We start from the raw sequence: 14581 nt of genomic DNA, 5'->3' as shown, positions 1-14581 counted from the left end.
TTAGTACCACGAAGAAGAACACCACAGTTCTCGCCTGCACGACCTTCGTCAAGCAATTTACGGAACATTTCTACGCCAGTTACTGTAGTTTTAACCGTATCTTTGATACCTACGATTTCAACTTCTTCACCAACTTTTACGATACCAGCTTCTACACGACCAGTTACAACTGTACCACGGCCTGAGATAGAGAATACGTCTTCGATTGGCATCAAGAATGCTTTATCGATCGCACGTTCTGGTTCTGGGATGTAAGAGTCAAGCGCAGCAACTAAATCGATTACAGCTTTCTCGCCATAAGGACCATCGTTACCGTTTAATGCTTGAAGCGCTGAACCACGGATGATTGGAGTGTCATCACCTGGGAAGTCATAAGTAGAAAGAAGTTCACGAACTTCCATTTCTACTAATTCAAGTAATTCTTCATCATCAACAAGGTCACACTTGTTCAAGAATACGATGATGTAAGGTACACCAACCTGACGTGAAAGAAGGATGTGTTCACGAGTTTGTGGCATTGGACCATCAGTCGCAGCACATACAAGGATCGCGCCGTCCATCTGAGCAGCACCAGTAATCATGTTTTTAACATAATCGGCGTGGCCTGGGCAGTCTACGTGAGCGTAGTGACGGATTGGAGAATCGTATTCTACGTGTGAAGTATTAATTGTAATACCACGTGCTTTTTCTTCAGGAGCTGAGTCGATTTGTGAGTAATCTTTCGCTTCACCGCCGTAAGTTTTTGCACAAATAGTTGCAATCGCAGCAGTTAAAGTTGTTTTACCATGGTCAACGTGACCAATTGTACCCACGTTTACGTGTGGTTTATTACGTTCAAACTTGGCTTTAGCCATGATGATCTTCCTTTATAAACTGCTCATGAGGGTCGCCCATGAGCACTTGGTTTTTTAACTAAATTTAGTTGGGTAATATAGTAATCGAAAGATTACTCGTCGTCACCTTTTTTACCGCCAGCTTGGAACTTAGCGATGATGCCTTCAGCCACGTTACGTGGTGTTTCAGCGTATTTAGCGAATTCCATAGAATACGTCGCACGACCTTGAGACATAGAACGCATTTGAGTCGCGTAACCAAACATCTCAGCCAATGGAACTTCTGCTTTAATTGCTTTTGTTCCACCAGGAAGATCGTCCATACCTTGAACCATACCACGACGACGGTTTAAGTCACCCATGATATCGCCCATGTAGTCTTCTGGAGTTTCTACTTCAACTTTCATGATTGGTTCAAGAAGGATAGGATCAGCTTTCATGAAACCGTCACGGAAAGCGTATGAACCAGCCATTTTGAACGATAATTCGTCAGAGTCGACATCGTGGTAAGAACCGTCGAATAATGTCGCTTTGATACCCACAACAGGGTAACCAGCCAATACACCATTCTTCATACGTTCTTGAATACCTTTATCAACCGCACCAAAGAATTCTTTAGGTACTGTACCGCCGACAACTTCTTCAGCGAATTGGTATTCTTTACCAGCTTCTTCAACATCCATAGGCTCTAAACGAACATATACATGACCGAATTTACCTTTACCACCTGTTTGACGAACAAACTTACCTTCTTGCTCAACAGACTTTTTGATCGTTTCACGGTAAGCAACCATTGGTTTACCAATGTTCGCTTCAACACCGAATTCACGCTTCATACGGTCAACGATGATGTCAAGGTGAAGCTCACCCATACCAGCAATAATTGTTTGACCAGATTCTTCGTCTGTACGAACGCGGAACGATGGATCTTCTTTCGCCAAACGACCTAAAGCAATTGACATTTTTTCTTGGTCAGCTTTAGTTTTTGGTTCAACAGCCAATGAAATTACTGGCTCTGGGAATTCCATACGCTCAAGAGTAATGATGTTTTTCTCATCACATAATGTATCACCCGTAGTAACGTCTTTAAGACCTACACACGCTGCGATATCACCTGCACGGATTTCTTCAAGATCTTGACGTTCGTTCGCGTGCATTTGCACGATACGACCGATACGTTCACGCTTAGATTTAACTGGGTTATAAACCGGATCACCTTGTTTAAGAACACCAGAATAAACACGTACGAATGTTAAGTTACCTACGAACTTATCGTTCATGATTTTGAACGCAAGTGCAGAGAACGGCGCTTCGTCAGATGCTTCACGAGATGCTTTAGTTTCATCTTTGTCGTCAAGAATACCTTCAATCGCTTTAACTTCTGTAGGAGAAGGCAAGAATTGAATTACAGCATCCAACATACGTTGAACACCTTTGTTCTTGAACGCTGAACCACAAAGCATAACTTGGATTTCAGAAGCCAATGTACGTGTACGAAGACCAGCGATGATTTCTTCTTTAGAAAGATCACCTTCTTCCAAGTACTTGTCCATTAGCTCTTCAGATGCTTCAGCCGCAGCTTCAACCATCTTAGTACGCCATTCTTGAGAAATCTCAACGAGGTCAGCAGGAATATCACCGTATTCGAACTTCATACCTTGAGATGCTTCATCCCAGATAATCGCTTTCATTTCGATAAGGTCAACAACACCTGTGAACGTATCTTCTGCACCGATTGGCACAACGATAGGCACAGGATTACCACCTAAACGAGTTTTAACTTGCTCAACAGCACGGAAGAAGTTTGCACCAGTACGGTCCATCTTGTTCACGAATGCTAAACGAGGCACTTTATATTTGTTCGCTTGACGCCATACAGTTTCAGACTGAGGCTGTACACCACCAACTGCACAGTAAACCATGCACGCACCGTCAAGAACACGCATAGAACGTTCAACTTCGATTGTGAAGTCTACGTGTCCCGGTGTATCAATTACGTTGATACGGTGTTGTTGGAATTGGTTAGCCATACCAGACCAGAAACAAGTTGTAGCAGCAGAGGTAATTGTAATACCACGCTCTTGCTCTTGTTCCATCCAGTCCATTGTTGCTGCACCATCGTGTACTTCACCAATTTTGTGAGATACACCTGTGTAGAACAAAATACGTTCAGTTGTAGTTGTTTTACCTGCGTCAATGTGCGCAGAAATACCGATGTTACGGTAATTACTAATTGGGGTTTGGCGAGCCATGATGTCTACATTCCTAAATGTTATATTTAAAACAGGACGCACCAATTAAATTGATGCGCACGAATATCCAAGCAGGCAACTTAAATACCCGCAAAGCCCCCACTTTGGTAAAGAGCGATGTTGAATCGAGCCGCGGTACGCATGAATATTCTCCTGATTAGGGACTGTTTTATCCGCTTAGAAACGGTAGTGAGAGAAGGCTTTGTTGGCTTCAGCCATACGATGCACGTCTTCACGTTTTTTGATCGCTGCACCTTTACCTTCAGCTGCATCAAGCAACTCACCAGCAAGACGTAAAGCCATCGTTTTTTCAGAACGCTTAGCAGCAGCATCTACTAACCAACGCATAGCTAGAGCAGTACGACGGGATGGGCGTACTTCCATAGGTACTTGATAAGTAGCACCACCAACACGGCGTGCTTTTACTTCAACCATAGGACGAACTTTTTCAAGAGTAGTCTCGAAAAATTCAACCGGGTCTACTTTGTTTTTTTCTTGAACGCGGTCTAAAGCACCGTAAACGATACTTTCAGCAATAGATTTTTTACCATCTTGCATTACGTGGTTCATGAATTTAGCGATTGTTTGGCTGCTAAATTTTGGATCTGGAAGGATCTCACGAGCAGCGACTACGCGACGTCTTGGCATTTTAATACACCTAATAATATGACACTTCAGGATAATCCAGCAGTTTGTACGAGTGTCATGTACTTTCGCTGGCCTTACTATACGTCGCTTGAATTACAAAACTATGAAGAATTCAAACAAGCGAAACGCTAAAGGGTTATTTGGACTAGTTTCCTAGAATTACTTCTTAGGACGCTTAGTACCGTATTTAGAACGTGACTGGTTACGATCTTTAACGCCAGCACAGTCTAAAGAACCACGAACGGTATGGTAACGTACACCTGGTAAGTCTTTAACACGACCACCACGGATAAGAACAACACTGTGCTCTTGTAGGTTATGACCTTCACCACCGATATAGCTAGATACTTCAAAACCTGAAGTTAAGCGAACACGGCAAACCTTACGCATTGCTGAGTTAGGTTTTTTAGGTGTAGTAGTATAAACACGTGTACATACACCACGACGTTGTGGACAAGCCTTCAACGCAGGAACTTTAGATTTTTCAATCAAAGTTGTACGACCCTTACGGATCAACTGATTTGTTGTTGCCATTTGGCAATTCTCCCGTTATTAAACAACCTTAAAAAAAGGAAAGAACCTCTTTTTAAGGGCACATAATTGTAAGCTAAGAAGTAAAAATGGTCAACATTTGAAGTGTCGACCATTTCTGATGTTTGTTGTGTTTTTTATGTCTAAAACATTACAGCCAGATTTAGCTATGTTTTGTTGAGGCAGGTTCTATATCAATTGATTTTTGCTCAGCCTCAATATCCTCAAAAGTTTCATCTTGCTGTACTTTTAATGCTGGCTGTTGTTCCGCATGGGGATGTTCAACCACATGTTGTTCTGCAAGCTGCTGAATTCCCTCTTCTACCTTGTCACCCACAGCGACTGTCGAAGCTTTATTTGCTTTCACTTGAACCGTCACTTTAGTAATCACATCATTCTGTTCATCTGATGCTGTGGTTTTGTTGGCTTCTGCCGCTGCACTTAATAAACGTGGGCTCGCCTTTTTCAATAAAGCTTCCGCCTTAAAATATGCATCTAGTGGCGAAATTTTTTCATGGGGATGTTCATTAATATAGAAGCGAGCTGCACCAAAAATAGATTGCGATTTGTGCCCAACATCCTCTAATAGTCTCCAACTATAGAAACCACCTAGCGCTGCACCTGCAACAGGTGTCAATTTACTAAGCACAGAAGCTTGAGGAATCCGATTGAGCCAGTTCCATTTAAACTCACCACTTTCATCCACTAACCATTTTTTCACCAACTCAATATCATTATTTGAACCTAACAATTGCTGAAACTGTTGCAAATCATGCGTTTCCAACATGGATTTCAACGCTTTTAACGCAACTAACAAGGTTTGTTTTTCCGCAACTAAACTCAAATCAATTTCTTTAAAGATGAAAGCAACAATTTCTTGATCTGTATCCTCAGATAAATCAAAACCATGTGAACGACCAGTTTGATAAATCGTTCTCAAGGTCAAAACAATAGATGCTGGAATATCGATCGCTGCACCCCAGACTCCCGTTGCACCTGTAATCGCTCCTTGTGCTGCAGCCAATAATTTATTTTGCTCAATTAATGCCTGACTTAGGCGCTGTGAACGTCCTGTATCTGTGGTCAGTTCCATAATATCTTTGACCCCTGCTTCCTCAAGGATTTTTTCAGTCAAAGAACTATTTGAACTAAACTCATTTAACCATTGGAATAAATAGTCTGAGACCTTATCGCCCAAATCTGGTGATACAAACGAAGCCACACTATTCACTCGGTTATAATGACGACCTAACAATTGATGAGATAGTTTTGGAAATTGTTGACGTAGCATTTGCTGAGGATTTTCGTATTTTTCGACCTCAAATGGACTTTTGAAACGTGCTTTTCCTTCAACAATATTGGATGAATTCGCGAGTTCCGCACCCGATGTGGTTGGGGCAACTTGAAATTTCTGCAATTCTGAACTGAGCTTTTTAGCCACTCCAAAGGCTTGTGCAAATAAACCTGAAGATTGCTTGTTTTTAGATTTTGTCATCAAGTACCTCTGTTGTGTAATCTGTGCATTTCTAGGTAAATACTAGGTTGAATGCAGATTTATCTCAACTTTTATCTGTGTTCTTTCTTTACGTTTCGTCACAACATCGCGAATATTTACGAATATTTACACAACTGGAAATAGGCATAAGATTTGCCATAAGAAATAAAAAACCTTTCTGCTATCATGGTGTCATTCACTCATAAGCCATTTTAATCGTTATTTTTCTCCTGATCTGTATTCATAGCGAGATGCACAGGGCTTAAGTATTACCATAAAAGGGATCTGTAAATGAAACGTGTTGTAATCACTGGTATGGGCATTAACTCATGTATCGGTAACTCTTTAGAAGAGGTCACTCATTCTTTAAAAAATGGAATCTCAGGCACACGTTTAAATCCAACTTATGCAGAACTGAATTTCAAAAGCCATGTCAGCGCTGCAGCTGAACAGGATTTTGATGGTATTGATCGCAAACTGAAACGCTTTATGGGCGTCTGTGCGATGTATGCGTATAACGCAGCTGTCGCAGCTGTTGAACATGCTGGACTGAAACAAGAAGATTTGGCAAACAATCCACGTTACGGTATCGCTGGCGGTTCTGGTGGTAACTCAACTGCATCTGTTGCAGAAATGATCAAACTATTAGAGGAAAAAGGTGCGCGTAAAATCGGTCCTTTCTTTGTACCTCGTAATATGAGTAACACCATTACCGCGAACGTTGGCGTTGCATTCAAACTGCAAGGCGTAGCGCACTCGATTACCAGTGCATGTGCAACGTCTGCCGATGCGATTGGTTATGCCTACAACCTGATTCAATTGGGTAAACAAGATTTAATGCTTGCTGGCGGTGGTGAAGAAGATCACTGGTCACAAAGCTTATTGTTTGATGCGATGGGCGCATTGTGTTCAAAATACAATGACACACCTGAAACTGCATCACGCCCATACTCAAAAGACCGTGACGGTTTCGTGATTGCTGGTGGTGGTGGTTTCGTGGTGCTTGAGTCACTTGAACATGCGCAAGCACGTGGCGCGAATATCCTCGCTGAAGTGATTGGCTATGCTGCAAACAGTGATGGTGCTGACATGGTTGCGCCAAGTGGCGAAGGTGCAACACGTTGTATCATCATGGCGTTGGATGAAGCAAAACAGCATGGTGTAGAGCAAATTGACTATGTCAACACACACGGTACTTCAACACCAGCGGGTGACGTAACTGAGCTTAAAGCAATGGAACGTGCATTTGGTGAAGGACAAGTTCCTCCACTCAGCTCGACCAAATCGATGACGGGTCATAGCTTAGGTGCTGCGGGCGTTCAGGAAGCAATTTATTCTGTCTTGATGATGCAAAATGACTTTATTGCGCCAAACATCAACGTGACTGAGCTTGATGAAGGCGCACAAGGTTTCGATATTGTACTTGAAAAACGTGATGCAAAACTGAATACTGTCATGAGTAACAGTTTTGGCTTTGGCGGTGTTAACGCCTGCCTTATTTTCAAGAAGTGGGACGCATAATCCCATTTAGCAGGATTATCGATGGATGCACCTTCTGATGCTTTCTTATGGGTAAAAGCATTACATATTATTGCTGTGGTTTGCTGGTTCGCTGCATTGTTCTACTTACCACGCCTTTATGTCTACCATGCCATGAGTGAAGATGCAGTTAGCCATCAACGCTTTGAAGTCATGGAACGTAAGTTGTATCGCGGTATTATGTGGCCGTCTATGATTGCCACACTTATTACCGCCCACTTTCTGGTTGATTGGGGCGATGCAACCCGACATTATCATGAAGCTTTATGGTTCTACCTTAAAGTCGGTCTAGTCGGTTTATTGGTGATTTACCATTTTGTTTGTGGTTATTACCGTAAAAAACTGATTGGCAATGCTCACTATAAATCACACAAGTTTTGGCGCTTCTTTAATGAGATGCCGACCTTGATCTTATTTGCAGTGGTGATTTTAGTCGTAGTAAAACCTCAGTTCTAAGACAACAAGTCTTGTTTTCTAATGCTGTAATTTTCTTCAAAAACAATTACAGCATTCGTTTCCGATCTAGGCATCCAGACTACAAACAGCTTATCCCCTTCAAATTCAAAGACACTTGCTCAAAATGTGTCTCTTTTTTTGTTTTCAGATTACGATAACTTACACCATAAAGAATATAGCCCTGCGACACAAAGGTATATTGCCCTGTCACTTTGCCATCAATCAGCTCATTCATGGTCTTATAAACTTCGGGCTGAGCGACTTCACCCATCTCAACCTCTTCAATATAGACTGGCTCAGAAAGCTTGATATCTTTGAGATAGGGATAATACTTAATCGTTTGTGTCTTTTGATATTGTGGTGAAACCAATAAAATTGATTTTTTGCCATTAGCAAAACAGTAATATTCATTACTTGCATAGGCCTGTACACACACAGATAAAAACAGGCACAACCATAAAGTTTGTTTCATCATTCATTTCATCTCTTGCTGCAAATGATTGATCTGTATTTCTGCGCTCGCCATCAGATCATAAATATTTTTTTATTCTTAACGGGACTTTGTTGGATAAGCCCAACTTTTTCATTTGATCAGCATACATCATGTAATTTTTTCTGGCTTGACCTATATTTTTTAAAGCTAAATAAGCATCCGCTCGATTTAAGTAAGCCACAGTTCTATTCGGATCTAATTTTATGACATGGTTTAAAAATCTTAATGAAGCATCATAATAACCCAATTGATAAAGGAAAAATGCAGAATCGTTTAGTTCTGCTGCATCCTGTTTTCTATAGGTAGATAATTGGCAATCAATGCTCCCAACAATTTGCTGTATCTCAGAAACATCTCTTTTATTGAGTTGCTTTAACTGTTCCGAAGCTAAGTAGTGAAAGTAGTTAACCCCATCTTTTCCCCCACCAATATCAGCCATCCAAACCGGTGTATGACTTTGTTTATCCCATTGTCCACTGCAACTGTTAGAAATCATGCTGGGTATGGTATCTAAAATCACGTTTCGGTTTTGATCAACAATAAAACACTGCGTCATTTCAGTTTCAGATGCATCCAAGATTGCAGCATAGTTGTATTGATTATTTTTATAAGCATCAATGGTTAAGAAAAAAAGCGTGCTATTAGCTTGTAACGCTTTCAATGGTGATCCCGTACAATTTGTATAGTGCTGTATGTCTAAATTTGCAAAAGCTGCGCAGCTCATCCAACAGAGTGAAAAAACCATTAATTTAATGCTTCGCATACCAAAATTCACCCTGTTTAGTTTGCTTTTATTCTAGAATAAACTAGATCTTCACGTTTTTCAGATGCCTAGTTCAGATGAACAAACCAATACAGCATGCTCTACCAAAATTGAAAGCTCGATTCATTGCCAGCCTAATCTTTTACCTCAAAATGAATCAATTCCAATATCGTGGTTTGACGTCTGGTGAAATCGAAATGGCACGCCCTGTCTTTGGCGATCTTATCGATTATGCACAAATAAAGATTTTTAATATTCCCTACCTACCTTGGCAACCTACTAATATTTTTATGGCACCCAATGGCAATCTATTTGTGCATCAGAAATACTTTAGCCCTGACTATTCAACATGCTCCACATCCTTGCAGGGAATCTTTATTCACGAACTAGCGCATATTTTACAGTTTCAGCAAGGAATCAATGTGGTTGTTAAAGGTGCAATCCTTCAAGTTGGCTATTACCTCAGTTTTAAGCAATACAATCCATATCGATATCAATTTATAAAAAACAAAGCCTTTTCTAGTTATAACATCGAACAACAAGGTGATATTGCACGAGATGTGTTTTTCCACAAAATCCCCAACATTATTCTAAAAAATAAAAAAGCCCTGTAAGTTTTAACTACAGAGCTTTTTAAGTAAGCATTGTGCAAGAAAAATTATGCAGCAGTGCCTTTTTGAGTTTCATTATTAAGTTCATGACTATCATCCATATCAGTCGTAAAATCTACACGCATCGCATCCTTAACAATGGTACCAATACGCCCAACACCAATAGCGAATACCAAGGCGATTACAGGCAATAAAATTGTTGAAGTCATAATTTCGCACCTCTTTATTTAAAATGACTATTTAAAAACTAGGTTAGGCCTGCTGATCTTGTTCGCGAAACATTACTGTTCCAATACGACCAACAACCACAGCTAAACCAAAAGCAATTACCGGAAATAATAAAACTGACATTGTTCGTTACCTCATCAAAAATGAATCAAAATTTAATGATCAATTAAACTTGTTGATCTTTTTCTTGGAACATTACTGTACCCACACGACCAACGACTACAGCCAAACCAAAAGCAATTACAGGAAATAATAAAACTGACATTGTTGTTACCTCTTCATTTTACGTGCTTGGTTACACTTGATGAGTATCAAAGTGCACATCCGTTCACATTAATTAGGATAATAGCAGTGCACAAATGTACACTCAAGTGTCGCAAAGATATTCCCGATAAACGGTATAAAAAACACACAATATAATTTTAAATTATTGAACAATAACATCTTTCAAAAAAGTACAACTGTTTTAAATATTTTTAAATGTAAAGTAAAAACCTAAAGTTGTTCTTTTTTCTCAATTTTTTATTGTTTGTTGATCTTGTAATTAGGGTGTCATGCTTACATGCGAAAATGACATGAAAAAAACTTTATATGACTCTATTCAATTTATTTATAATCATGCACCATAATCACGCAAACATTGAGAAATGTTGCTGTTTTATACAGAAAAACTTGTTATTTTTACGCAGAAAAATGTGCATTTAGTATATATTAGTAAACTTGTCATTTTTCTTTAAGATATAAAATGTTTGGCGCCATGATATACACTTGTTTTAAATAATTATACCCATATAAATCAACAACTTGTATATCAGAACTTGTTAAGACTTAGGATTAGGTTTGAATGAAAAATTTTAAAGTTGCCCTTGCTCAATTCTCTCCGCACATTGGCAATATTGATGCAAATACTCAAAAGATGGTTGAGCAAGCAAATTTAGCGAAACAACAACAGGCTGATTTGATCATCTTCCCTGAACTTTCTACGCTTGGTTACCCTGCTGAAGACCTATTACTCCGCCCAAATCTACAAAAGCGCACTCAAAAAGCGTTTGCCCAATTAAGCGAAGTAAAAGATATCTTGATGGTATTCGGTTTTGTGCACCAAACTGAGGATGGTCATCGCTATAACTCCGCTGCTGTCATGAAAGACGGGCAAGTTTTAGGTGTTTATAACAAACAAAACCTGCCAAATTATGGCGTGTTCGATGAGAAACGCTATTTCCAAGAAGGTCATCAACATCTTGTTTTTGAATATCTAGGCCATAAATTCGGTGTCTTGATTTGTGAAGATGTTTGGTCACTGAATACCGTTAAACAACTCAGTCAATTGAATGTTGAAACAGTTCTGGTCTTAAATGCTTCACCGTATGAAGTGGGCAAACCACAACACCGCATTCAAACCCTCAATGAACTTGCAAAACAATTGAGTCTAAATATTGTCTATGTCAACCAAGTGGGTGGACAAGACGACCTTATTTTTGATGGTTCAAGCTTTGTCAGCAATAATAGCGGCCAACTTGCACTGCAAGTACCAAGCTTTCAAGAAGCGCTTGCTTACGCTGAATATGATGCAGAACAAAAACAGTTCAAAGCAACTGATGCGATTCCTACATTAGAAACTTTTGCCGAGATTTATCAAGCTTTAGTGATGGCAACACGTGACTACGTGCAACGCTCTGGCTTCCCAGGTGTGATTCTTGGCTTATCTGGCGGAATCGATTCAGCTTTAACATTGGCCATTGCGGTTGATGCCATTGGTGCAGATAAAGTACAGGCTGTAATGATGCCTTATACCTACACCTCACAAATGAGTGTAGAAGATGCAACTGAACAAGCACGTCGTATGGGCGTCACCTTTGGTATTGCCGAGATTCACCCAATCGTAAATAGCTTCATGCAAACCTTGTTCCCATTCTTTGGTAATACCCCTGCTGATGCAACTGAAGAAAATTTACAAGCACGTACTCGCGGTACTTTACTGATGGGTTTATCTAATAAATTTGGTAATCTCGTGCTATCTACAGGCAACAAGTCTGAAATCTCGGTAGGCTATTGCACCCTCTATGGCGATATGGTTGGTGGTTTTTCAGTGCTGAAAGACGTGTATAAAACCATTGTATTTGAATTAGCAAAATACCGTAACACGCTTGAAGAAACACCTGTGATTCCAGAGCGTGTGATTACTCGTCCACCATCAGCAGAACTTCGTCCAGATCAAAAAGACCAAGATTCATTACCTGCTTATGATGTACTTGATGCCATCTTATATGCTTATATTGAAGAAGATCTCAGCCAAGCAGATATTATCGCCAAAGGCTACGAAGCTGAAGTGGTCGAAAAAGTCATTCGCTTGGTAGATCGTAATGAATACAAGCGTCGTCAGGGTGCGATTGGACCACGTATTAGTTCACGTGCCTTCAGTCGTGAGCGACGCTACCCGATCGTCAATGGATGGACCGCGAATGACTGAAAAAATTGTTTCTGAAAAGTCACAATTACTTGCTCAAGCTTTAATGCTTGAGCAAGTTTCATTTTATAAAAATCAACTCACCACTCAACTTTCTGCTGATTTTTTCCAGCAATTTATTCAACTTTTTCTCCAACATGCACCTAATATTCAGCTCAAGGAAGTGGTTGAATTAGAACAAATTCAGGCGGTTGTAAAACGCTATGCATTTGAAATGCAACTCGGTGCAGGTCTGTTAGAATTTATTGGAGAAATTGCACAAAGACTGCATGTCTTTTCTTTACAGTCATCTGCACAGTTACAAGACGTATTCTCAGATCACCAGTTTGAAATGTGGCTATCCAAGTTTTTAGAGCTGGAAAATATTCGCCATTATTTAAATCAGTTTTTAAAAGAAAGCCCTTCGATTCAGCAGTTGTGCCAATACATCGCCACCACAACACTACAAAACAAATTACCAAAATTATTTGCTCAGTCAGATGAAGCGCATATTTCTGAAAGCAAATACGAATGGCAACAAAAACTAAAAAGCTTTTCGCATCGCCAACAGCAGCGTATTGAACAAAAGATTGAAGAAAGTATTGGTCGATTCATTCAAGAACAACTGGTTGATCTCAGCTTGCTTTCAAATGATGACCTTGAGAGCCTTGCGCGCAATATCTGGGACGACAACAAAGCCCAGCCTTTATCAGAATACACCAAACAAGTGACACCACTGGATGTAGAAGAGTTCTTCGTGATGATTTACGAGTACTGGAAAGAATTACGCCAGTCCACGTTCATACAAGATTTGATTTTATACGGTGTTAAGGTGTTTTATGACTTCTATAAAGATGAAAGTCTGGAAGATGTTTTTGCTGCAATTGGCTTAGAAGAAACTGACCTGCTGAATGAGGCTGTGCGATTCTATCCAAAAGTTGTGAAAGCATTAGATGAGCACGGCGTATTAGAACCGATTATTACGCTGATCCTAAAACCGTTCTATGAAAGCCCACAAACCCTCGCCAGCATCGAAAAGCATCTATAAAAAATAAAGCCTGTAAATGAATAACTCATTTACAGGCTTTTGCATATCTGATGCATTATTTTTTCGAGCAAAATCCAGACAAAAAGAAACCACGCAGGAGCGTGGTTTTTAAAATGGTGGCTATGACGAGACTTGAACTTGTGACCCCCGCATTATGAGTGCGGTGCTCTAACCAACTGAGCTACATAGCCGTAAACTGTGTGCGCATTATCTAGTTTTCGATTCAGTTGGTCAAGTCTATGACCTTGAAAATATAGAACATATGAACAGTTTTTATGCTATCAGCCATCAATTGATCAAATTTCAACAGATCTCTGCGTCAACGACAAAATTGAGTCATGAATGAGCTTTTATTCAATTAAAAATAACCAGAGAATCTAGTGTCAAAAGATTATTTTGAAGATTACAAAAACTACAGACAAAAAGAGACCACGCAGGAGCGTGGTCTATAAAATGGTGGCTATGACGAGACTTGAACTTGTGACCCCCGCATTATGAGTGCGGTGCTCTAACCAACTGAGCTACATAGCCGAAAACTGTGGGCGCATTATCTTAACTTTCAATACACACGTCAAGCACAATTTTAAAAAATTTGAGAAGTGGGCCTATAAGCCGGGTTCTGTCGAGGACGATCATTCCTCTAGGCGTACAATCACTCATACGCTCAAGCGACCTACCCGAATCCAGCACGGGCCGTGCCTCAGGATTCCTATTTGGTCTTGCTTCTGGTGGGGTTTACCTTGCCGTGAACTGTTACCAGACACGCGGTGCGCTCTTACCGCACCCTTTCACCCTTACCTCACGAATGAGGCGGTCTACTCTCTGCTGCACTTGCCGTCGGCTTTCGCCGCCCAGGCGTTACCTGGCACCTTGCCCTATGAAGCCCGGACTTTCCTCCCCTGTTTCAGTCACGGAGACCTCCACAGCAGCGACCGTCCAGCCCACTTCGTGGCGCATCTTATCAAAGATCGAAATTAATTGCTCGCATTTTTTTGCGCAGTTAACTTTTTGTATTTCGCCATCAAGTCATCATGCGATTCGACATGTTGCGGATCGAGCGGAATACAATCAACTGGACAAAACAACTGACACTGTGGCTGATCATGATGACCGATGCATTCTGTACAGAGTGCAGGATCGATCTCATAAATCAGCTCACCCATATAAATGGCTTCATTGGGACAAACAGGTTCACAGACATCACAGTTAATGCATTCATCTGTAATATATAAAGACAC

Annotated in this window: 14 protein-coding genes, 2 tRNA genes and 1 other RNA gene; 5 read left to right on the top strand and 12 right to left on the bottom strand. The window is 40.4% G+C overall.

The genetic code is table 11. From position 1 onward, the window contains the following. The 5 genes from tuf to MN869_RS19080 form a co-directional block, all read right to left on the bottom strand. Window positions 1-854, bottom strand: an 854-nt coding sequence (gene tuf, locus MN869_RS19100; RefSeq protein ID WP_243309103.1) for an elongation factor Tu, incomplete at its 3' end; no start/stop codon positions are given. Window positions 855-946: 92 nt separating this feature from the next. Next, on the bottom strand, window positions 947-3085 hold the full coding sequence (gene fusA / locus MN869_RS19095; RefSeq protein ID WP_005205454.1) for an elongation factor G: 2139 nt from the start codon (window positions 3083-3085) through the stop codon (window positions 947-949). 177 nt (window positions 3086-3262) lie between these two features. Then, entirely contained in the window at window positions 3263-3733 is a 471-nt protein-coding gene (rpsG, locus tag MN869_RS19090; protein WP_004655203.1) for a 30S ribosomal protein S7, read from the bottom strand. A 159-nt stretch (window positions 3734-3892) separates the two neighbouring features. Next, the gene (rpsL, locus tag MN869_RS19085; protein ID WP_004648013.1) at window positions 3893-4267 is read right to left on the bottom strand and encodes a 30S ribosomal protein S12; all 375 of its coding nucleotides are present in this window, start codon (window positions 4265-4267) and stop codon (window positions 3893-3895) included. A 160-nt stretch (window positions 4268-4427) separates the two neighbouring features. Next, the gene (locus MN869_RS19080) at window positions 4428-5759 is read right to left on the bottom strand and encodes an EcsC family protein (protein ID WP_005321425.1); all 1332 of its coding nucleotides are present in this window, start codon (window positions 5757-5759) and stop codon (window positions 4428-4430) included. 291 nt (window positions 5760-6050) lie between these two features. On the opposite strand from MN869_RS19080, the gene MN869_RS19075 reads away from it, so the two are divergent. Both MN869_RS19075 and hemJ read left to right on the top strand, forming a co-directional pair. Beyond that, window positions 6051-7280, top strand: coding sequence for a beta-ketoacyl-ACP synthase II (locus tag MN869_RS19075; RefSeq protein WP_004805136.1), 1230 nt, complete (start codon window positions 6051-6053; stop codon window positions 7278-7280). 21 nt (window positions 7281-7301) lie between these two features. Further along, window positions 7302-7754, top strand: a complete 453-nt coding sequence (gene hemJ, locus MN869_RS19070) for a protoporphyrinogen oxidase HemJ (protein WP_004805133.1) — start codon at window positions 7302-7304, stop codon at window positions 7752-7754. A gap of 79 nt (window positions 7755-7833) precedes the next feature. Here hemJ and MN869_RS19065 read toward each other — a convergent pair whose 3' ends face one another. Together MN869_RS19065 and MN869_RS19060 are read right to left on the bottom strand one after the other, a co-directional pair. Continuing rightward, window positions 7834-8229, bottom strand: a complete 396-nt coding sequence (locus tag MN869_RS19065) for a hypothetical protein (protein WP_033134442.1) — start codon at window positions 8227-8229, stop codon at window positions 7834-7836. Between the two features lie 55 nt (window positions 8230-8284). Then, window positions 8285-9010, bottom strand: a complete 726-nt coding sequence (locus MN869_RS19060; protein ID WP_033134441.1) for a tetratricopeptide repeat protein — start codon at window positions 9008-9010, stop codon at window positions 8285-8287. A gap of 77 nt (window positions 9011-9087) precedes the next feature. Here MN869_RS19060 and MN869_RS19055 point away from each other — a divergent pair, with 77 nt between their 5' ends. Next, complete coding sequence (locus tag MN869_RS19055; RefSeq protein WP_005321396.1) at window positions 9088-9624, top strand: hypothetical protein; 537 nt, start codon at window positions 9088-9090, stop codon at window positions 9622-9624. Between the two features lie 44 nt (window positions 9625-9668). Here MN869_RS19055 and MN869_RS19050 read toward each other — a convergent pair whose 3' ends face one another. Continuing rightward, complete coding sequence (locus MN869_RS19050; RefSeq protein WP_164467937.1) at window positions 9669-9830, bottom strand: hypothetical protein; 162 nt, start codon at window positions 9828-9830, stop codon at window positions 9669-9671. Between the two features lie 863 nt (window positions 9831-10693). Between MN869_RS19050 and MN869_RS19045 the strand changes: the two genes are divergently transcribed. Further along, complete coding sequence (locus MN869_RS19045) at window positions 10694-12319, top strand: NAD+ synthase (RefSeq protein WP_033134440.1); 1626 nt, start codon at window positions 10694-10696, stop codon at window positions 12317-12319. Further along, window positions 12312-13343 (top strand): hypothetical protein, encoded by a 1032-nt coding sequence (locus MN869_RS19040; RefSeq protein WP_033134439.1) that lies wholly within the window; start codon window positions 12312-12314, stop codon window positions 13341-13343. Before MN869_RS19045 ends, MN869_RS19040 begins: the two co-directional genes overlap by 8 nt. A gap of 114 nt (window positions 13344-13457) precedes the next feature. Here MN869_RS19040 and MN869_RS19035 read toward each other — a convergent pair. From MN869_RS19035 to MN869_RS19020, 4 genes are all read right to left on the bottom strand, one after another. Then, a tRNA-Met gene (locus MN869_RS19035) sits at window positions 13458-13534 on the bottom strand. Window positions 13535-13797: 263 nt separating this feature from the next. Next, a tRNA-Met gene (locus MN869_RS19030) sits at window positions 13798-13874 on the bottom strand. Window positions 13875-13935: 61 nt separating this feature from the next. Continuing rightward, window positions 13936-14291, bottom strand: an RNA gene (gene rnpB / locus MN869_RS19025) — RNase P RNA component class A. 26 nt (window positions 14292-14317) lie between these two features. After that, window positions 14318-14581: a YfhL family 4Fe-4S dicluster ferredoxin gene (locus MN869_RS19020; protein ID WP_005321387.1), complete on the bottom strand. Its 264-nt coding sequence runs from the start codon at window positions 14579-14581 to the stop codon at window positions 14318-14320.

This window comes from Acinetobacter sp. NIPH1876, assembly GCF_022808535.1.
GTDB lineage: Bacteria > Pseudomonadota > Gammaproteobacteria > Pseudomonadales > Moraxellaceae > Acinetobacter > Acinetobacter higginsii.
The sequence above is the reverse complement of the archived record's forward strand: the minus strand, read 5'-3'. Positions and strand labels throughout refer to the sequence as shown.

What these genes read in the sequence shown, in the direction of transcription:
- fusA (WP_005205454.1), bottom strand. Translation starts at nt 3,085, where the DNA reads ATGGCTCGCCAAACCCCAATTAGTAATTACCGTAACATCGGTATTTCT.
- rpsG (WP_004655203.1), bottom strand. Translation starts at nt 3,733, where the DNA reads ATGCCAAGACGTCGCGTAGTCGCTGCTCGTGAGATCCTTCCAGATCCA.
- rpsL (WP_004648013.1), bottom strand. Translation starts at nt 4,267, where the DNA reads ATGGCAACAACAAATCAGTTGATCCGTAAGGGTCGTACAACTTTGATT.
- MN869_RS19080 (WP_005321425.1), bottom strand. Translation starts at nt 5,759, where the DNA reads ATGACAAAATCTAAAAACAAGCAATCTTCAGGTTTATTTGCACAAGCC.
- MN869_RS19075 (WP_004805136.1), top strand. Translation starts at nt 6,051, where the DNA reads ATGAAACGTGTTGTAATCACTGGTATGGGCATTAACTCATGTATCGGT.
- hemJ (WP_004805133.1), top strand. Translation starts at nt 7,302, where the DNA reads ATGGATGCACCTTCTGATGCTTTCTTATGGGTAAAAGCATTACATATT.
- MN869_RS19065 (WP_033134442.1), bottom strand. Translation starts at nt 8,229, where the DNA reads ATGATGAAACAAACTTTATGGTTGTGCCTGTTTTTATCTGTGTGTGTA.
- MN869_RS19060 (WP_033134441.1), bottom strand. Translation starts at nt 9,010, where the DNA reads ATGCGAAGCATTAAATTAATGGTTTTTTCACTCTGTTGGATGAGCTGC.
- MN869_RS19055 (WP_005321396.1), top strand. Translation starts at nt 9,088, where the DNA reads ATGAACAAACCAATACAGCATGCTCTACCAAAATTGAAAGCTCGATTC.
- MN869_RS19050 (WP_164467937.1), bottom strand. Translation starts at nt 9,830, where the DNA reads ATGACTTCAACAATTTTATTGCCTGTAATCGCCTTGGTATTCGCTATT.
- MN869_RS19045 (WP_033134440.1), top strand. Translation starts at nt 10,694, where the DNA reads ATGAAAAATTTTAAAGTTGCCCTTGCTCAATTCTCTCCGCACATTGGC.
- MN869_RS19040 (WP_033134439.1), top strand. Translation starts at nt 12,312, where the DNA reads ATGACTGAAAAAATTGTTTCTGAAAAGTCACAATTACTTGCTCAAGCT.